Origin of the sequence: Promicromonospora kroppenstedtii, from assembly GCF_044389675.1 — a bacterium.
GTDB lineage: Bacteria > Actinomycetota > Actinomycetes > Actinomycetales > Cellulomonadaceae > Promicromonospora > Promicromonospora kroppenstedtii.
Genome location: NZ_JBIRYI010000007.1, coordinates 299,214 through 317,822, shown reverse-complemented (window position 1 = coordinate 317,822; position 18,609 = coordinate 299,214). Strand labels below are relative to the sequence as shown.

At 75.1% G+C, this 18,609-nt stretch carries 14 protein-coding genes; 7 read left to right on the top strand and 7 right to left on the bottom strand.

The window, feature by feature from the left end:
- Positions 1–76: 76 nt before the first annotated feature.
- Positions 77–670, top strand: coding sequence for an NYN domain-containing protein (locus tag ACH47X_RS13710; protein WP_036964106.1), 594 nt, complete (start codon positions 77–79; stop codon positions 668–670).
- 15 nt (positions 671–685) lie between these two features.
- Here ACH47X_RS13710 and ACH47X_RS13705 read toward each other — a convergent pair whose 3' ends face one another.
- The 5 genes from ACH47X_RS13705 to ACH47X_RS13685 all read right to left on the bottom strand — a co-directional run bounded on the left by ACH47X_RS13705 (position 686) and on the right by ACH47X_RS13685 (position 9,430).
- Positions 686–1,486 (bottom strand): carbonic anhydrase, encoded by an 801-nt coding sequence (locus ACH47X_RS13705; protein ID WP_397405100.1) that lies wholly within the window; start codon positions 1,484–1,486, stop codon positions 686–688.
- A 105-nt stretch (positions 1,487–1,591) separates the two neighbouring features.
- Entirely contained in the window at positions 1,592–3,886 is a 2,295-nt protein-coding gene (locus ACH47X_RS13700) for a TPM domain-containing protein (protein WP_397405098.1), read from the bottom strand.
- 125 nt (positions 3,887–4,011) lie between these two features.
- Positions 4,012–5,709 (bottom strand): DNA repair helicase XPB, encoded by a 1,698-nt coding sequence (locus ACH47X_RS13695; RefSeq protein WP_020017263.1) that lies wholly within the window; start codon positions 5,707–5,709, stop codon positions 4,012–4,014.
- A gap of 31 nt (positions 5,710–5,740) precedes the next feature.
- The gene (locus tag ACH47X_RS13690; RefSeq protein ID WP_397405096.1) at positions 5,741–8,392 is read right to left on the bottom strand and encodes a helicase-associated domain-containing protein; all 2,652 of its coding nucleotides are present in this window, start codon (positions 8,390–8,392) and stop codon (positions 5,741–5,743) included.
- 117 nt (positions 8,393–8,509) lie between these two features.
- Complete coding sequence (locus ACH47X_RS13685) at positions 8,510–9,430, bottom strand: NAD-dependent epimerase/dehydratase family protein (protein WP_397405094.1); 921 nt, start codon at positions 9,428–9,430, stop codon at positions 8,510–8,512.
- A gap of 126 nt (positions 9,431–9,556) precedes the next feature.
- Between ACH47X_RS13685 and ACH47X_RS13680 the strand changes: the two genes are divergently transcribed.
- The 4 genes from ACH47X_RS13680 (at position 9,557) to ACH47X_RS13665 (ending at position 14,952) form a co-directional block, all read left to right on the top strand.
- The gene (locus tag ACH47X_RS13680) at positions 9,557–10,294 is read left to right on the top strand and encodes a TetR/AcrR family transcriptional regulator (protein ID WP_397405092.1); all 738 of its coding nucleotides are present in this window, start codon (positions 9,557–9,559) and stop codon (positions 10,292–10,294) included.
- Between the two features lie 182 nt (positions 10,295–10,476).
- Positions 10,477–10,851, top strand: a complete 375-nt coding sequence (locus tag ACH47X_RS13675) for a cold-shock protein (protein ID WP_036964186.1) — start codon at positions 10,477–10,479, stop codon at positions 10,849–10,851.
- A gap of 22 nt (positions 10,852–10,873) precedes the next feature.
- On the top strand, positions 10,874–11,713 hold the full coding sequence (locus ACH47X_RS13670; RefSeq protein ID WP_397405089.1) for a DUF3027 domain-containing protein: 840 nt from the start codon (positions 10,874–10,876) through the stop codon (positions 11,711–11,713).
- Positions 11,710–14,952, top strand: coding sequence for a sacsin N-terminal ATP-binding-like domain-containing protein (locus ACH47X_RS13665; RefSeq protein ID WP_397405087.1), 3,243 nt, complete (start codon positions 11,710–11,712; stop codon positions 14,950–14,952). The genes ACH47X_RS13670 and ACH47X_RS13665 overlap by 4 nt, the downstream gene beginning before the upstream one ends.
- Positions 14,953–14,963: 11 nt before the next feature.
- Here the strand turns inward: ACH47X_RS13665 and ACH47X_RS13660 are convergent, their stop codons facing one another.
- A complete protein-coding gene (locus ACH47X_RS13660; RefSeq protein WP_051433007.1) occupies positions 14,964–15,200 on the bottom strand; it encodes a hypothetical protein in 237 nt (78 codons plus the stop codon).
- Between the two features lie 77 nt (positions 15,201–15,277).
- On the bottom strand, positions 15,278–15,829 hold the full coding sequence (locus ACH47X_RS13655; RefSeq protein ID WP_397405085.1) for an arsenate reductase/protein-tyrosine-phosphatase family protein: 552 nt from the start codon (positions 15,827–15,829) through the stop codon (positions 15,278–15,280).
- A gap of 231 nt (positions 15,830–16,060) precedes the next feature.
- On the opposite strand from ACH47X_RS13655, the gene ACH47X_RS13650 reads away from it, so the two are divergent.
- Both ACH47X_RS13650 and ACH47X_RS13645 read left to right on the top strand, forming a co-directional pair.
- Positions 16,061–17,947 carry a DUF4012 domain-containing protein gene (locus ACH47X_RS13650; protein ID WP_397405083.1) on the top strand — a complete coding sequence of 629 codons (1,887 nt, stop codon included), beginning with the start codon at positions 16,061–16,063 and terminating at the stop codon, positions 17,945–17,947.
- 108 nt (positions 17,948–18,055) lie between these two features.
- Positions 18,056–18,595, top strand: coding sequence for a hypothetical protein (locus ACH47X_RS13645; RefSeq protein WP_397405081.1), 540 nt, complete (start codon positions 18,056–18,058; stop codon positions 18,593–18,595).
- Positions 18,596–18,609: the final 14 nt, after the last annotated feature.

Below are 18,609 nucleotides of genomic sequence, written 5' to 3'. Positions count from 1 at the left end.
CGGCTCCGGGCACCTGCTGACCGTTCCGTCAGGGTTCGGCTCCGCGATTGCCGCCACACGGCCTAGGCTGTGTCGCATGTCAGCACCGTCACCGCAGGAGCCCGGGCAGACGCCCCGGCGCACGTATCTCATCGTCGACGGTGAGAACATCGACGCCACGCTCGGCATGAACGTGCTGAACCGCCGTCCGGCCCCCGAGGAGCGCCCGCGCTGGGACCGCATCTCCGCGTTCGCCGAGAAGGTCTGGTCGCAGGAGGTCGTGCCGCTGTTCTTCCTGAACGCGACATCCGGCCAGATGCCGATGCCGTTCGTCCAGGCGCTGCTCGCCATGGGCTACAAGCCGATCCCCCTGGCCGCGCAGGGCTCGGAGAAGGTCGTCGACGTCGGTATCCAGCGCACCCTCGACGCGCTGCTGGACCGGCCGGGCGATGTGCTGCTCGCGAGCCACGACGGCGACTTCCTGCCGCAGATCGAGGCGCTGCTGGCCGACGACGACCGCCGGGTCGGCCTCCTGGGCTTCCGCGAGTTCGTCAACGCCCGGTTCACGGACCTGGAGCAGCGCGGCCTGGTCATGTACGACCTCGAGGGCGACGCCGACGCCTTCACGACCATGCTGCCGCGCGTCCGGATCATCCCGATCGAGGAGTTCGACCCGCTGCGTTACCTGTAGCCTGCGGCCCCCGCGCTACTCGCCCAGGGCGAGCGTGCCCTCGTACGGGGTGCGGTCGCCCTGGGGCAGCGTCGGGCGGGCGTTGTGCCCGTGCGACGCCTCGTCGAGCACTGCGATCTGGTCGGCAGACAGCTCGACCGGCGTCGTGTAGACGACCCACTGGACGCCCTCGGTGCACGGGGGTGTCGTCAGGCTGCCCTCGTACGCCTCGTAGGTGGGGTCCTCCGGGAGCATCGCCGCGACGTCGAGCGGCAGGTCGGCGGTGCCCGGCGTCGCCGCGCCCTCGACGAACGGCTGCCACGCCGCGTTCTCCGCGCCCTCCTCGGCGAGGACGCCGATCACGAGCGTCTGCCCATCGGTGGTGGTGTGGACCAGGTGGAACTCGGCGTCCATCGCCTCGCCCGCGACCGTGTGCTCCGAAGGCACGTGGAAGTGCGTCTGGGCGAGCGTGAACTCGGTGCCGTCCCACTCGACGGTCGATGCCCCGCTCTCGGGCACGAGCTGGACGGTGTGGCCCGTGTCGACCGACTCACCGACGGTCAGGGACGACGTGATAGTCGGGTGCTCCGTCGCCTTCTGGTCGGCGTGGGCGGGCAGGTCGATGGGCGACTGGGCGCTGCCGGTCGAGCACGACTCGAAGTCGGCGGACAGGTGCCCCCACTCCGCCGGGCCCTCCGCACCGCTGTACGACCAGTGCACCTCACCAGCCGCGACGGGCGGCGGCGCCGAGGCCGCGTCGTCCGCGGCCGGGCTCGTGCCGCACGAGGCGAGCAGCGGGGTGAGGACCAGGACGGCGGGCAGCGCGAACTTCTTCAACGTGTACTCCGGAGGGGTGATCCGTGCGAACGGCGGAGGCCGGGTTGTCGGCAACGTAAAACTACCGAAAACCCGACCTTTCGCCCACCCTGTTCTCGCGCGTCGTCAGCGAGTCGACGCCGGCCACCACGCCCGGACCGTGCCGAGCTTGCGGTGCGCGGTCGGGCGGCCGCCGCCGAAGCCGCCCCCGCCGAACCCGCCGCCGATGCGCGCCGTGCGGGCGCGCTTGCGGGACCGTGCGAGGTTCGGGTCGAGCAGGATGCCGCCGAGCATCATGCCGCCGGTGATCGGCCCGTTCGCGTCGGCGCCCTCGGCGCCCTCGGCGTCGGGCTCCGCCGCTGCGGCGGCTGCGGCAGCCACGACGGCATCCGCGTCCTCGCGGGCCAGCCGGGCGGCCTCCCGGACCATGGCGCTCGCCTCCTGGGCCTCGCCCAGCGCGGCGGTCGGGTCGGTCGGGTGCAGGGCGCGGGCGACGTCGGCCAGGCGGACCGCCTCCGCGAGCCGCGTGCGCGCCGTCGCGCCGACGGCGCCGCGGCGGGTGGCGACGAAGTCGCCGGTCTGGCGCAGCTGCGCGTCGACCCGGACCAGGGTGTCGCGGACCAGCGCTGACGCCCGGGCCTTGACCTCGGTGGTGTCGCGGACGGACGCCAGCGCGGCGTCCAGGGCCGCCTCCGCCGTGGCGATGCGCTGCAGCCCGGCCAGCGGGTCGCCGCCCTGCCGTGTCACCTCGACGTGCTTGAGCGAGGCCTGTGCGGCGGCGCGCGCGAGGGTGACCCGCAGGTCGCCCTCGACGGCCCTGGCGGAGGCCACGTCCTGCGTGAGCGAGGCGATCGACTTGTCGAGCCGGCCCACGGCGTCGCGCAGGTGCAGCGCGGTGGAGTCCACGGCGTCCAGCAGCACGGCGGCCTGTCCCAGCGCGTTCTGCGCGCCGCGGGCGTGCGCCACCGCGACGGCCTTCTGCCCGGCGGCCAGGGCCGAGTTCCCCGCGGCCACGGCCTCCTTGGCGTTGGCCAGCAGCAGCTCCGCCTGCTCGGGGTTGCCCACGACGGTCGCCAGCGGTCCGGTCGGGTACCGCCGGTCGAGCTGGGTCAGCAGGCTCCGCGTGACCGCGACCCGCTGGGACAGCTCGGCCTCACGGGTCACGACGTCGGCCAGCAGCTCCGGGGCGCGCTGCTGCAGGCGGCGCAGGTCGTCGAACGCGCGCGTGCGCGCGTCGAGCGTGTCCGCTGCGGCGTCGCACAGCGCGATGATCCTGGCCAGGCGCTCGCGGCGGGCGGCGTCCTCGGGGGACTCGGGTGCCGCGGCCTCCGCCCCAGGCCCCGCGGCGTCCTCGCCGGCTTCGCGCTCGTCGCCCGGGGCGGCGCCGACGGTACCGGCAGGCGTCGCCGGCGTACCTGCCGATGCGCCCTCCCGCTCGACGTCGAGCGCCTGCCGGATCGCGAACGCCTCGCGGACGTCGCCGGCGGCCCCCGCGAGGATCAGCTCGAAGTCCCGCGTCGCGTCGCCGCCGAGCTCCGAGCGGGCGAAGCCGAGCTCCTGCTCGGAGGTCTTGAGCGCGTCGTCGATGCCGACCAGGGCGACGGCGGCGCGCTCGTCCAGCTCGTCCAGGGTCAGGTCGGAGTAGACGCCCGCGGCCGGGGCGGCGGCCACCGGGGTGCGGTCCCGGAGCTGGGCGAGGAGCGGGCGCAGCCGGGGCACCGCGAACCGCCACAGCACGAACCCGAGCGCGACCAGCAGCAGCACCGCCGCCAGCGCGATGCCCACCACGAGGAGCGGGCTGGTGGCGCCGGCGACTCCCTGGCGGACGGTGTCGGCGGCCTCGGTCGCGGCCGGGGCCCACTGCTCGTCCTCGACGGCGGCGGCGACGGCACTGTCGACCTGCCGGAGCTGGCTGTCGGTGAGCGTCACGTTGCTGTCCGCGGACAGGCCGAACTCGGCGTCCGCGGTGGCGATCGCGAGGAGCAGGTCGTCGGTGCGGAGCCCGGACTGGTTCGCGCTCGCGTTGGCCCAGTCCACCGGGTCGGTGCCGTCGAAGCTCTCGATGTACACCACGAACATGCGCAGGTCGGTCTCGCCGGCCAGGCGGTCCACGGCCTCCAGCACGTCCTCGCGCTCGGCGTCGGTGAGCACACCCGCGCTGTCGGTCACGGCGTCCGTGAGCGTGATCGGCGGCGACGCGGGCAGCACGTCCTTCATGAGCTCCGCCTGCATCGCGGCCGTCAGGCGGGGCGACACGGACGGCAGCGGCTCGGCCGGCCGGACGACGGTCGCGTTGGCGGCCTGGGACGTGGCCGCCAGGACCACGCTGACCAGGCCCGCGAAGGCCACGATGACCCAGCCCCCGGAAGCACGGGTGCCGGGATCGTGCGGAAGCTCGGCTCTTGCTCGGGACTCGATCACGTCCCTGATCGTCACCCCGGGTTCAGCACACCGCAATCGGAGGCCGGAACGTTGCGCACATGCAACGAATCCTCAGGTGAATGCCCAGCATGAAGGGCATTTTCACGTGCCGAGCAGGGTGATTGTCAGGGAGCCGTCGAATCGGCCGGGGAGCCGTCCAGGTCCTCGGCGTCCACGATGCGGTACGCGTACCCCTGCTCGGCCAGGAACCGCTGCCGGTGGGCCGCGAAGTCCTGGTCGACGGTGTCCCGCGCGACCACGGCGTAGAAGTGCGCGGTGCGGCCGTCGGCCTTGGGCCGCATGATGCGCCCGAGCCGCTGCGCCTCCTCCTGCCGCGACCCGAAGGACCCCGAGACCTGGATGGCCACGGACGCCTCCGGCAGGTCCACCGAGTAGTTGGCGACCTTGCTCACCACGAGCCGGCTGATCTCGCCCTCGCGGAACGCGCCGAACAGCCGCTGCCGCTCCTTGTTGGTGGTCTGCCCGGTGATGATCGGCGCCCCGAGGTGCTCGGCCAGCTCCTCGAGCTGGTCGATGTACTGCCCGATGACCAGCACCTGGTCGTCGGGGTGGCGCGCCACGATCTGCTCCACCACCTTCTTCTTGCCCGACGCCGACGCGGCCAGCCGGTACTTGTCCTCCGTCTCGGCCGTCGCGTAGGTCATGCGCTCGGACTCCGGGAGCGTGAGACGGACCTCGACGCAGTCGGCGGGCGCGATGTAGCCCTGCGCCTCGATGTCCTTCCACGGTGCGTCGAACCGCTTGGGGCCGATCAGGCTGAACACCTCGTCCTCCCGGCCGTCCTCGCGCACCAGCGTGGCGGTCAGGCCGAGCCGGCGGCGCGCCTGCAGGTCCGCCGTCATGCGGAAGACCGGCGCGGGCAGCAGGTGCACCTCGTCGTACAGGACCAGGCCCCAGTCGCGGGCGTCGAGCAGCTCGAGGTGCGTGTAGACGCCCTTCCGCTTGGTGGTGAGCACCTGGTAGGTGGCGATCGTGACCGGCTTGATCTCCTTCTTGGTGCCGGAGTACTCGCCGATCTCGTCCTCGGTCAGCGTGGTGCGCCGCACCAGCTCGTCGCGCCACTGGCGCGCGCTGACGGTGTTGGTCACCAGGATCAGCGTCGTGGTGCCCGACTTGGCCATGGCGCCCGCGCCGACGATCGTCTTGCCGGCACCACAGGGCAGCACCACGACGCCCGAGCCGCCGTGCCAGAAGCCGTCCACGGCCTGCGCCTGGTAGGGCCGCATCTCCCACGGGGCCGCCTGCTCGTGCGGCGTCCGGGGGTGGGTGGTGGGGCTCAGCTCGATGGGGTGCTTCTCGCCGTCGACGTAGCCCGCGAGGTCCTCGGCCGGCCAGCCGAGCTTGACGAGCACCTGCTTGAGGTGGCCGCGCTCGGAGGGGTGCACCGTCACCGTGGACTCGTCGATCCGTGCGCCGACCAGGCCCGCGGTGCGCTTCGACTTGAGCACCTCGGCCAGGACCGCGCGGTCGGTGGTGCGCAGCACCAGGCCGTGCGCCGGGTCCTGTGCGAGCTGCAGGCGCCCGTAGCGGGACATCGTCTCGGCGACGTCGACCAGCAGCGCGTGCGGTACCGGGTAGCGGCTGAACTCGATGAGCGTGTTCACGACCTGCTCGGCGTCGTGCCCGGCCGCGCGCGCGTTCCACAGGCCCAGCGCCGTCAGGCGGTAGGTGTGGACGTGCTCGGGCGCGCGCTCCAGCTCGGCGAAGGGCGCGATCGAGCGCCGCGCCTGCTCGGCGCTCGGGTGGTCGACCTCCAGCAGGAGCGTCTTGTCGCTCTGCACGATCAACGGGCCGTCGGGCATGGAGTCTCCCTCAGTCTTGCTCTACTGCGGTTCACGGCGTGGATGACGTCGGCAGCACCGACGCGATCCGATGGACGGCGATCGTCAGCTCGGCCTCGCGGTCCGGGTCGAGCGCACGCAGCCTGCCGCCGTCGAGGTTCAGGGGTTTCAGCTCGCGGCGCTCCAGCCGGCCGGTGTGTCCGGCCACCTCGATGATCACGGTGGAGCCGTCGCGGAGCGCGTCGCGCAAGAGTGCCAACCCGTCGGCGGGGTGCTGTGTTCCCGGGTCGTCGTCGAGCGGCTCGGACGGGCCGGACGACCCGGCCGCCGACGCCGACCCGGGGGCCGGCCCGGGCACGGTCACCTCGTCGGCGGTCACCGGGACCGCGGGGCTCACCACGCGGTAGCCGCGCAACGGGACGGCGCCGGGCGCCGCCACGGAGTGCGCCACCTCGGCCGCGTCCGCCCGGGCCCGGGCACCGGCGCGGGCCGCCGCCTCGACGGCCCGCAGCTCCGCGACCAGGGCCTCGGGATCGGGGGCGCGCGTCGCGACGTCGGCCGCGGAGCCCGTCCGGATCGCCGCCGCCGAGCGCGGCGCCGGCATGGCCCGGCCCGTGACCCCGCGCCGGGCCACCAGCACCCGACCGTCCGGGCCCTCCAGGGCCGAGACCAGGCCGCGGCTGCGGAGCGCCTCGTGCAGCGCGGCCGCCGGGACGGACGCCGCGAGCACGGTGGGCGCCAGCCGCACCAGGCCGAGGCCCACGAGCGACGGGTCGTGCTCGAGCCCGGCGAGCACGGTCGCGTCGGCGGCCCGCAGGTACGCCGACGCCGAACCCACCCGCACGGCGCCGTGCCGCCGCGCGGTGTCCCGTACCAGGTACTCCAGGGGCTGCGGAACGGGCACGGGGGAGCGGTGCGCGAGCTCGTCGAGCAGGCCGTCCGCCGTGTCGCCCTGGTCGAGCGCGCGCGTGACCGACGCCGGGCTGAACCGCACCGTCGTCGCCGCGCCGCGCGACTCCACGTCCGTGGACCGCTCCAGGAGCCGCGCGAGCTCCCGTGAGGGCCGCCCCGGCACGATCCCCGTGAGGTCGCCCTGGAGCAGGATCTCGTCCACCTCGTGCGGGAGCACCGCACGCAGCACCCCGGCGACGTCGGGCGGCTCCGCGCCGCCGGACCCACCGGCGGTGCCGCCGGCCGACGGGTCGTGCTCCAGCAGCGCCAGCCCCGGCGCCGACAGCGCGCCCGCACCCGTCACGCCCAGCCACTCCGCCTCGGCCAGCAGGCCCTCGACCGCGCTGGCGGGCGGCACGGAGCGCGGCGTGTGCCAGGTCAGCACCTCGACCACGGCGTCCGACGGCGGGGCGAGCACGGCGTCCGCGTCGCGGGCCGCCGCGAGCACCCCGAGCACGCTGCGGCGCAGCCGCGGTACCCAGGGCCGCTGCAGGTCAGGTGACAGCGGGGCGCGCAGCGCACCCTTGTCGTCACGCGAGCCCACGAGCCACGGCGCACGCCGCGCCGTCAGCCACGCCTCGGCCAGCCGCGCCCAGCGGGCGGCGTCGTCCAGGTCGTCCCAGTCGGTCACCGTGGGCACGTACGACGGCGGAGCCTCACCGTCGTCGCGCACCAGACCGGCCAGCGCCGCGACCTCGACCACGAACGCCGTCGCCGGCTCGTCCGCCTCCAGCAGCGCGGCGAGCCGGCGCAGGTCGCGCACGCCCAGCCCGCCGGCGCGCAGCACCGACGACGGGCTCTCGTCCCAGGACTGGCGCAGCAGTCGCACCCGGCGCACCAGCTCCAGGGCGGCGCTCGCTGCCTCGGCGTCGGCGGTGGCCGTGGGCACGGTGCGGCCCCGCGGTTCGGGCGGCCGGGCGTGTGGCGCGCGGTGGGTGCGGCCGCCGCGGAGGGCCAGCCCGACCAGCCGTGGCAGCACCACGTGTCGTGCGTCCGACCGGACCAGGAGGTGCGCGGTGACCAGCCAGTTCACCGCGTCTCGTGGCCGGGAGCCCGCGGGCGGGACGACGCCGACGGGCGGCCCCCAGGCGAGGGCGTCCAGGATCGCACGCGCCCCGCCCGGCGCGTCGGCGAGGAGCGTGTCGAGCGTGGCGTCCGTTGCGCTCAGGCCGGCGCTGCCCGGGGCGGAGCCGAGAGAGCGGCCCACCGCCTCGGCCAGCCCGTCCGGCACGGGTTCGACGTGCGGGCCCAGGCCAGCGGGGTTGGGGCCGAGCAGCTCGTCGAGCCCCGGCGAGGTGCGCAGGTCGGGGCCCTGGTCGTCGCCCTGCCCGCTACCCGGCCCGCCGTCCCACAGCAGGGCCTGCTCGACTGCCTGGTGCACGGCGGCCGCCACCAGGGAGCGGTCGTCCGGGGGACCGCCCAGCGCCCAGGTGACCACCTCGGGGCTGAGCGGTCCGGGCAGCGGCGGGCCGTCGACGTCGGCGCCGCCGGACGGTGCGCGGAAGACGGGTTCGAGGGCGATCACCGCCTCCAGGACCTGCAGGGTCAGGGCGTCGGCACGGGCCAGGGCGCGTTCGAGGGAGGTGCGGCTGGACGCGCGGGCCGCGAGCGACCGGAGCGTCGAGGGGGAGGGGGCGGCAAGATCAGGACGGGCGCGCAGGAGCGCGGCGAGCGCGGTGTCCGAGCGCTGCCGGAGGTCGTCGGCGAAGTGCCGCGTGGTCGCCGCCGGCGCTGCGGGGAGCGAGGAGGCCATCCTGACGATGCTACGCGGGTTTCCTCCGGGGCAGTCCGGCCGGTCCGCCCTGTTCGCCGTCAGCGCTGTTCGCCGTCAGCAGTGCCGGCCGCGTCCGCCGTCGACGCCGGACCGCCCTCAGACCTGCGCGGTGCGGCGGCAGACCTCCTCCCACGGCGTCGGGGTGATGCCGAAGCGGGCGCGGGCAGCGGCGTCGGCCAGCACGTAAGGCCGCTCCCACTGGTAGATGATCTCGCGCATCTCCCGCATGAAGGGCACGGCCAGGGCCGCCGCGGCCAGCCCGGCGCCGCGCAGGGTCGAGATGCGCACGGGCGGCTTGCCCGCGCTCGCGAGCACGTCGGTCAGGGCCTGGGCCTGCGTGACGGGTGCGTTGCTCGGCACGTGCCAGACGCGGCCGTGGGCGCCCGGGTCCTCGGCGGCGGCGACCAGGGTGCGGGCGGCGTCGGCGACGTCGGTGAAGGTGTGGGGCTGGTCGCTGCGGCCCATCATCAGCACCCGCTTGCCGAGCAGCGCGTCCGGCACGACGCGCGAGACGTGGCCGTTGCCGCCCACGCCGCGGCCCATGTAGTCGGAACCGCGGATCTCGACGGCCCGCACACGCCCGGCCTCGTGCGCGGCCCGGGCGTCGGCCCACATCCGGGCGCGGAGCCGGCCCTTGTGGTCCGTGGCGGCGTCGGGCAGGTCCTCCGAGATCGGCACGTCGACGGGGCCGTACGGGTACAGGGTGCCGGTGATCGCGTAGACCGCGCCCGAGCGCTCCGCGGCGGACAGCAGGGACGCGGCGAGCGGCGGCCACACCTGCTCCCACCGGGTGTAGTCGGCCGGGTTGGCGCAGTTGTAGAGGTAGTCGGTGCCCTCGGCCGCACGGGCCAGGGCGTCGGCGTCGGAGGCGTCGAGGGCGAGGTGCTCCACGCCGTCGATCCCGGTGCTGCGGCCCGAGCGGCTCACGACGGTGACCTGTGACCCGCGCTCGGCCAGGAGGGCGGCGACATGGCGGCCGATGGGGCCGGCGCCGACGATGAGGTGACGGTCAGACATGATCGATGCTCCATTCCGAGAGCGGTGCTCTCAACTCGTGGCGCAAGCGTGACACGAGCGAGTGCGCCTTGGCAAGAGCAGTGCTCTCGGTTGTGTGCAGTGATCCGCCATGCGAACCTGGGCGGCATGAGTCCGGCCCGCACCGCCCGCGCCCTTGCCCGCGAGACGATCACCCGCGAGATCCTCGACTCCGCCCGCGCGCGGCTGACCACCGACGGCGCCGCCGCACTCTCCCTGCGCGCCGTCGCGCGGGACGTCGAGATGGTGTCCTCGGCCGTGTACCGGTACTTCCCGAGCCGGGACGCCCTGCTGACAGCCCTTCTCGTCGAGTCGTACGACGAGCTCGGGGCCGCCGCGGAGGCGGCCGACGCCGCCGTCGCCGACCGGGCGGACACCGGCACCCGCTGGCTGGCCACCTTCCGCGCCGTGCGGGCCTGGTGCGTGGCGCACCCCGGGGAGTTCGGGCTGCTGTACGGCACCCCCGTGCCCGGCTACGCCGCGCCGCGGGACACGGTGGCCCCCGCCGTCCGCGTCGTCACCGTGCTCGCCCGGATCGTCGGCGACGCCTACGCGGCGGGGGCGCGGCCGGTGGCCGCCCCGGCTCCGGGCGGGCACGGGGCCGTGCCCGTGACGGTCGCGCCCGCGCTCGCCTTCATCGCGGACCACGGACTGTGGTCGGGCACCGACCTGGCGGACGACGTCGTGGCCGAGGCCGTGCGGCGCACGATCATGGCGTGGACCACGCTGTTCGGCCTGATCTCGTTCGAGCTGTTCGGGCACCAGGTCGGTTCGGTCGCGGACCCGGAGGCGTGGCTCGACGAGGTGGCGCGCCGGCTCGCCACCGACCTCGGGATCGCTGTCTGAGGCCCGCGCGCGGGCGGCCAGCAGGCACCCCGTGGGCGAAGAGTGGCCAATGCATGCGACGCGGCAGGCATCCGCCCGGTAACCTTGTGCAACGAGTCCGGAGAGAGCGCGTCAGCCGCAGCACCCCGGGCCACCATGAGCAGTTTCGCGAGCAGTACCGACAAGCACAGAAGAAGGTCGCAGTGCCCACCGGCAAGGTCAAGTGGTTCGACACCGACAAAGGCTTCGGTTTCATCGCCAACGAGGACGGCGGCGAGGTGTTCCTGCACGCCTCCGCGCTGCCGGACGGCGTCGTGCCCAAGCCCGGCGCGCGCGTGGACTTCGGGGTGGCCGACGGCCGCCGCGGTCCGCAGGCGCTCGCGGTCAAGGTGCTCGACGCCGCACCGTCGGTCGCCAAGGCGAGGCGGAAGCCCGCCGACGACATGGCTGTCATCGTCGGTGATCTGACGCAGATGCTCGACCGGGTGGCAAATGACCTGCGCAAGGGGCGTTATCCGAAGAACCCGGAGACGCTTGCCAAGATGCTGCGCAAGGTCGCAGACGACTTCGACGCCTGAAACCCACGAGGTCCCGAGGAACATGGTGACGATCACCGCGCCCGCCGCACGAACGCCCTTCCGGCGGCTCACCGCGCGCTCCAGCCGAGACGCCGTCCTGAACGGTGCCGCCGAGCTCGCGCGCGCCGCCGCGCAGGAGGTCGCCGAGCGACCCGAGGACGTCGGGGAGCACCTCGGCACCCTCTTCGAGGACGAACGAGTGGTCTCGCACCGCTTCGCCGCCACCATGCGGGGCTACCGCGGCTGGCACTGGACGGTCACGGTGACGCGCGTGCCGCGCGGCCGCACCGCCACGATCAGCGAGGTCGAGCTGCTGCCCGGCGACGAGGCGATCCTCGCCCCCGCCTGGCTGCCGTGGTCCGAGCGGCTGCGCCCGGGCGACGTCGGCCCGGGGGACGTGCTGCCCTTCCGCGCCGACGACCCGCGGCTCGAGCCCGGCTACACCGCGACCGGTGACCCCGAGGTCGACGAGGTGGCGATCGAGGAGCTCGCGCTCGCCCGCGCCCGCGTGCTGTCCCCGCAGGGCCGCGCCGAGGCGGCCGAGCGCTGGTACCGCGGCTCGCGCGGGCCGACGTCCGCGGGTGCTGTCGCCGCGGCGGCCGAGTGCACGGACTGCGCGTTCCTCATCCCGTTGTCGGGCCCGATGGGCCAGCTCTTCGGCGTCTGCGCCAACGAGTGGTCGCCCGACGACGGCAAGGTGGTCTCGCTCGACCACGGCTGCGGCGCCCACTCGGAGACCGACGTCGAGGCCCACCCGACCGACTGGCCGGCGCCGGCCCCGCTGATCGACGAGAACGAGGTCGAGCAGGTGCCCACGGCCTCCGACACACCGGCGGGCAGCGGGGACGAACCCTCCGCGTGACCCACGACCCGTTCGGCACCGGCGCGCTACGCCGCGCGGTGACCGAGGCGTGGCGCGCGTCCCCGACGCGCTTTCGCGAGGACGCGAACTCCGAGGAGGACCACGCGCGGGGTTGGTACCGCGACCGGGTGGTGGTGGAGCTCGCGCAGAACGCGGCTGACGCCGCCGCGCGCGCCGGGGTACGGGGCCGGCTGACGCTGACCCTGGAGCCGCGCCCCGACACGGGCGGCGCGGGTGGCGCGGCCGGCGCCGCCGGTGCCGAGCCCGGGTGGTGGCTCGTCGCCACCAACACCGGCGCCCCGCTCGACGCCGACGGGGTGGCCTCGCTGGCCGCCCTGCGCGCCTCCGCGAAGTCCGGCGGGTCCGGGGACGTCGACGCCGGGGCGTCCCACGGCGTCGTGGGCCGGTTCGGGGTGGGGTTCGCGGCTGTCCGGTCGGTGTCGGACGAGATCCAGGTGCGCTCCCGCGCGGGCGGCGTGCGCTTCTCGCTCGCGGACACGCGCGCGGAGCTGGGGCTGGCGTTCGGCGCGGACGAGATCGGTCCCCTGCATCGAGACCGGTCCGACGCCGGACCGGTCTCAGGGCAACCGACCGAGATCGCACCCGGGGACCGGCTGTTGGGCGCCGCCGGCGCGCGTGGGGGCGCGCTGCCCGTGCTGCGGCTTCCCTTTCCGGCGGCGGCCACGACGCCGGACGAGCCGGACACCGTGGTCGAGCTCCGGCTGCGCGACGCCCGGGCGGTGGCCGCGGTCCGCGCCCAGCTCGCCGCCGTCGACGACGGGCTCCTGCTCGCGCTGCCCGCCCTCGACGAGCTGGTGATCGAGGACGACTTCGCAGGTCAGCCGGGTTCTGGACCCGACGCCGCGCCCCGGGCGACCCCGCGGGTGGTGCGTGACGTCGGCACGCGCTGGCGGGTGCACCGGGCGTCCGGAACCCTGGAGCCGGACGACTCGCTGCCGTCCGAGGCGCGCCGCGCGGACTGGTCGGTGCTCTGGGCGCTGCCCGCGGCGGGGAGTCGCTCTGCCGTCGGGCCGACCTTGCACGCGCCCACGCCGACGGATGTGCGGCTCTCGTTCCCCGCGCTCCTGATCGCGTCGTTCCCGGTCGATCCCGGACGCCGCGGCGTGCTCCCGGGGCCGACGTCGGACCGGGTCGCCGTCGAGGCCGGCCGCGCCTACGCCGCGTTCCTGGGCGAGCTCGGGTCCGGGCACCCCGGCGACATCGGTGAGCCCGACGTGCTCGGGCTGATCCCGACCGGGCTTCCGGCGGGCGACGTGGACGCCGCGGTCCGCGCGGCGGCCGACGTGGCGCTGCGCGACGCACCCCTGCTGCGGCTCGCCACGGCCGGAGAGCCGGGGGCGTCGGACGGCGTCGTCGACCACGGCTCCGAGGCGCCGCTCGTGGCCCCGCGGGACGCGGCGTTCGTCGCGGGGCCGCTCGGCGAGGACCCGGCGCTCGCCCACGCGCTCGCCCTCGGCACCCCCAGGGCGCTGGTCACCGTCCCCGTGCGGCACCAGGCCCTCGTGCGCTCGCTCGGCGCGGACCCGCTGGGCCTCGCCGACCTCGTCGAGGCTCTCCCGCCCGAGCCGGGTGTGGTCCGGGCGGCGCTCGACGCCCTCGCCGCGCACGCCGCGGATCCGGCGGTGCTGGAGGCGGTCGCCGGGGCTCCGCTGCCGCTGGCGGACGGCCGCGTGACCCGGGGCCCCCGGGGGACGGTGCTGCTCGACGCCCCACGGCTCGCCGGTATCGCCCGCGCGCTCGGCGTCCGGGTGGTCCACCCGGATGCCGCCCACCCCGTGCTGGAACGGGCCGGGGCCACGCCCACCACCCCGCGCGGGCTGCTCGCGGACGGCGGGGTCCGGTCCGCCGCCCTTGCCGCGGCCGAGGAGGTCCTCGACGACGGTGACCCGGCCCCCGACGAGACCGTCTCCGCGGTGCTCGAGCTCGTGCGGCTCGCCGTCGCGGAGTCCGGTCCGGAGGACCTCCCGTTCTGGCTGGGCGAGCTGCCCGTCGCGGCGGACGACGGCGCGGACCCGCTGCGCGAGCTCGCGCTGCCCGGCACGTGGGCCGCCCGGCACCTCGATCTCGTCCAGGTGCCCGACGACGTCGTCGGGCGCTGGGGCGCAGACACCCTCGCCGCCGCCGGGGCCCGCGCCGACCTGGGCGCCTACCGGGTGGCCGACGTGGTGACGCCCGACGAGGGCGACGAGCCCGACTACGGTCCCGACGACCCTGCCGGCTGGCTCTCCGACTGGGACGGCTACCTGGATTACCTGGCCGACGAGCTCGGCACGGGCGCGTGGGTCGGCGACGTGCCGGCCGTGCCCGACCTCGACGCCCTGCCCGACGGCGCGGACCCCGGAGCCGGCCCGCTCGCCGCCGCGCTGGCCCGCATCGCCGCCGACCCCGACCTGCGTCGTGCGCTGCTCACGCCCGTGCGCTCGCCGGACGCCCCGGACCGGCAGGCGGCGTCGTACACGGCGTGGTTCCTGCGCCGCCGGCTCGGGGCGCCGTTCGCGCTCTGGGACACACCGCTGCTCCCGCCGGCCCCGGCCGCGACGGCAGGCCTCGACGACGACCTCCTGGCCGCCCTCGGCGGCCTGCATGACCTGGCTGACCTGCCCGGACGCGACTGGGCGGCGGTGCTGGACCGGCTGCCCGACGCCGGGTCCGGGCCGGCCGGGCGGCTGCCCGCCGTCGTCGCCCGCGCCGTCTGGGCGGGCCTGGCCGCGCTCGCCCGGGCGGACGCGCCCGGCATCGCGCCCGGCCGGCTGCCCGCGCTCGGTCCCGACGGCGTCACCGTGGAGAGCACGGACGACCTCGCGGTGGCCGCGTCGCTCCGGTGGGCCCAGCTCGGTCCGGTGGTCCCCGCGCCACCCGACATCGCCGAGGCCCTGGCCGAGCTGCTCGACCTGCCGCTGGAGGACGCGACGGACCTCGTTCCGGACGAACCCGGTGAGCTGGTCGAGCTGGACGCCCGGGTCCGCGCCGTCGTACCCGACGCCCCGCACACGTGGCGCAGCCACGACGTCCTCACCGTGGAGGGCCGGCCCGTGGCGTGGTGGGTGTCCGCGACGCCGGCCGGACAGGTGCCGCACGCCGTCTCGTCCGCGGGCCTCGCGCGGGCGCTGGCCGAGTTGACCGGGGCGGACGCCTTGCTGCTGGAGGCGGCACTGCGGGACCCGGACCGGGCCGAGGCACTGAGTGCCGAGCGGGCCTGGGACATCGGGCGGGACTGAGCGCCGGAGCGCTACCGGTGGCGGCGGGCCCAGACGAGGCCCAGGCCGCCGAGCACCACGCCCGTGCCGCAGATGGCGACGCCCTCGACGGTGCCGCGCCCGGTCAGGAGCAGCACGACCCCGACCACGAGCCCGAGCGCGAACAGCCCGATTCCCGCGCCGAACACGCGGTAGAGATCGGCGTGCGGGGCCGGCGGGCTGGGGCGTCGCTCCTCGGGGTGGGCCAGCAGGGAGCGGATCGTTGGCACCTTGTCAGTGTACGGACAAGGGCTCGCTGGGCCTGGCGTAGCCCGACACCGCGCGGGTGAATTCCGCGGCGCCGGCGTCACGCGCGCAGCACCTCCAGCACCGGGGTCAGGGCGTCGACCAGCTGGTCGTACGAACGCCGGTAGGTGGCGGCCGAGTGCCCGTAGGGGTCGAGCACGACGTCGTCGTGCTCGCGGCCCGCGTGCCGCGGCCGCTCGGCGACGGCGGCGGGCAGGAGGGCGGCGAGGCGGGCGGCGTCGTCCGACCCGGCGACGGCGCCCGGGCCCAGGGTGCCGGACAACCGGCCCAGCTCGCGGAGCGTGAGGGTGCGGCGGACCGCCCCCGGGACCTGCTCGACCACCGCGGCCCGGTGCGCGGGCGTCAGGGCGAGCACCAGGTCGGCCCGCTCGACGAGGGTGGGGACGAGCTGCCGGGCGGCGAAGCCGGTGGCCGGGAACCCGTCGGCGGTAAGCAGCTCCGCCATGGGCGCTGACACGGGATGCCCGACGACGGCGTGCGTCCCGGCGCTGCCGACCGTGACCGACCCGTCCAGGACGCCCCGCAGGAGCACCTCGACGGCCGGGGAGCGGCAGATGTTGCCCGTGCAGACGGCGAGCACGGTGAACGGCATGAGGGGTACCTCTCTCTCGCGACGGTGGCGCGCGGGCGCATTTCCAGGAGATGGCGCGAAATGAAACACGGCATTGCCGCGTGATTATGCATCCAGTTGTGTTCGAAATCATTAGATGAACCTGCACGGACCGTATTCGTGAATTTGCACGAAACTCAATTCACCGCGCCCGTCCGACAGGCCGCAGGTAATCTAACGCGCACTTTGCCGAAAGAGCCATCAGGAGGCCCGGTGACCCACCCTGGCTGGGGCGAGAAATGGATGGGCGCGCAGGCGCTCCCGACGCCGCGTGCCCCCGCGCGGACCCCATCGCCCGTACCGGGTAGGACCGGAACTGCCCGGACCGGCCCGCCGTTCTGGACCAGGCGGCGCCGCCGGGCACTCCGGGTGGTGCTGCTGGGTGTGGTGACCGTCCTGCTCGCTGTCGTCTTCCTGCTCACCTGGGTCGCGCTCGACGCCGTGCGGGCCCGCGGCGCACTGGACCGAGCCGCGCGCGATGTCGCCACGCTGCAGGCCGACGCTGTCGCGGGCCGGACCGACCGCCTCGACGTGACCGTGGCCGACCTGCAACGGCATGCGGCCCACGCGCGGGACGCGACGTCCGGGGCGAACTGGTCGCTCGCGGGCCGGCTGCCCGGCGTGGGTCCCACGGTGGAGGCCGTCGCGACGATGGCGACCGTGGTCGACCGTCTGGCGCGAGGGCCCCTGCCGCGACTCGCGGAGGTGATGGAGGTGGCCGATCCGGCCACGTTGGCGCCGCGGGACGGACGGGTGGACCTCGGACCGTTGCGCCAGGTGGCGCCTGACGTGCGGAGCGCCGACGAGGCGGTCGGTTACGCGCTGCGGACCGTGACCGGTATCGGCGACGAACCGCTGCTGCCCCAGGTCTCCGTGGCGGCGCGCGACCTGCGGGACCGGCTCGCCGACCTGCGGATGTCCACGGCCACGGCGTCGCGCGCGGCCCAGCTCATCCCGCCCATGCTGGGCGCGGACGGGCCGCGCGACTACCTGGTGCTGGTGCAGAACAACGCCGAGCCGCGGGCGCTGGGCGGCATCGTGGGCACCGTGCTGGTGCTGCACGCCGACGAGGGCCGGATCGAGCTCACCGACCAGCGGCCCGGTGCGCAGGTGGGCTCGTTCGACCGGCCGGTGGTCGAGCTGACCCGGGACGAGCAGCGGGTCCTGGGTGGGAACGACCTGGGCCGGTGGATGCAGAACGTCACCGCGACCCCCGACTTCCCGCGGGCGGCCGAGGTCGCGCGCGAGATGTGGCGGCGCGAGACCGGGCAGACCGTGGACGGCGTGCTGTCCACCGACCCGGTGGCGCTGGCCGGTCTGCTGGACGGCGTCGACACCGGCCCGGGCGGGGTGCTGCGTGGCGACGAGCTGGTGTCCTACCTGCTCAACGGCGTCTACCGCACGCAGACGCCGCAGGAGCAGAACGAGATCTTCGCGGACGTCGCCGAGCGGGCGTTCACCGCGCTGTCGACCGGCGGGAGCGATCCCGCCGGGATGGTCGGCTCCCTCGCCGCGTCCGCCCGGGACGGGCGCCTGTCGGTGTGGTCCAGCGAGCCCGCCGAGGCGGACCTCCTGGAGGGCACGGTGCTGGACGGTGCCCTCCGTGGCGTGACCGCCGACCGTCCCGTCGTCGGCGTTTTCACCCAGGGAATTCAGATGGCGAAGATCGCGTACTACGTCGACACCGCGGTCGACGTGGTCGAGCGCGGGTCGCGCCCCGACGGCTCGCGCGAGCTGGCGGTCACGGTCACGTACACCTCGCGCGTCGACGCAGGTGAGGTGGCAGATCTGCCCGACTACGTGGTCGGTGCCGACGAGACCCGACCCGGTGAGGTGCGGCTGCGCGCCCTGGTCTACGCGCCCGCCGGCGGGCGGATCGTCGCGGCGTCAGACAAGTCGGGAGATGTCGGGTTATCGCCGCAAAAACATGATGAGCTCTGGCTGTCATTTCATGATTTCTCGCTGAATGCGGGAGAGACATCTTCTATCACCTATGTAATCATCACCGGGAAGCAGCAGGACGGGGGCGTCATTCTGCGAACAACACCGGGTCCGAGACCCGTGGTGACGTCCGTCGAAAATGATGCTCCCGGCGAGTGAACAAACGAAGGACCGCGTGCCCAGCTGGATATGCCGGGCCGCGAAGCCCGGTGCCGAGACACCGATCACTACGCCCCGCAACAACGTCACGACCTCAAGGACTGAGCAATGCTTCGACGTCTCATCAGCGCCATGGCCATCACGGCAGCGGCCGTCCTGGCCCCGGCGACGGCCGCTGCCGCGGACGAGTACGGCCCCGGCGAGTTTCCGTGCGAGATCACCTTCGAGAGCACGACGGTGACGGTGGGCGAACCCTTCGGGTTCACCATCACCTGCCCGGACCTGGCCGGGGCCACCATCACCGTCCAGATCGCCTTCGCGGGCGAGGCCGCGGCGGCCGACCAGACGGTGGAGGTGGCGGGCGCCGACGCGGAGAGCCTCACCCTCGACGAGGACGGCACGGTGTCCAGCACCGCCACCGTCAGCGCACCCGGTGACTACACCGTGCAGGTCTTCGACGACGACGGCAACCCGCTGTCCGACGTCTACACGATCACCGCCGTCACGGCGGGTGGCGGGGCCGGCGGCGGGGGCGGCCTGGCCGCGACCGGCTCCACGAGCCTCCCGTACCTGGTGGTCGCCGGAGGGCTGCTGCTGCTCGGCGTGGGCACGCTGCTGGCGCTCCGTATGCGGGCCAGGCGCGGCTGACCTGCCGGACCGCC

Coding starts and splice junctions, on each gene's coding strand:
- ACH47X_RS13690 (WP_397405096.1), bottom strand. CDS start 8,392: ATGGCCTCCTCGCTCCCCGCAGCGCCGGCGGCGACCACGCGGCACTTC.
- ACH47X_RS13655 (WP_397405085.1), bottom strand. CDS start 15,829: ATGCCGTTCACCGTGCTCGCCGTCTGCACGGGCAACATCTGCCGCTCC.
- ACH47X_RS13645 (WP_397405081.1), top strand. CDS start 18,056: ATGCTTCGACGTCTCATCAGCGCCATGGCCATCACGGCAGCGGCCGTC.
- ACH47X_RS13670 (WP_397405089.1), top strand. CDS start 10,874: ATGGTGACGATCACCGCGCCCGCCGCACGAACGCCCTTCCGGCGGCTC.
- ACH47X_RS13695 (WP_020017263.1), bottom strand. CDS start 5,709: ATGCCCGACGGCCCGTTGATCGTGCAGAGCGACAAGACGCTCCTGCTG.
- ACH47X_RS13685 (WP_397405094.1), bottom strand. CDS start 9,430: ATGTCTGACCGTCACCTCATCGTCGGCGCCGGCCCCATCGGCCGCCAT.
- ACH47X_RS13710 (WP_036964106.1), top strand. CDS start 77: ATGTCAGCACCGTCACCGCAGGAGCCCGGGCAGACGCCCCGGCGCACG.
- ACH47X_RS13680 (WP_397405092.1), top strand. CDS start 9,557: ATGAGTCCGGCCCGCACCGCCCGCGCCCTTGCCCGCGAGACGATCACC.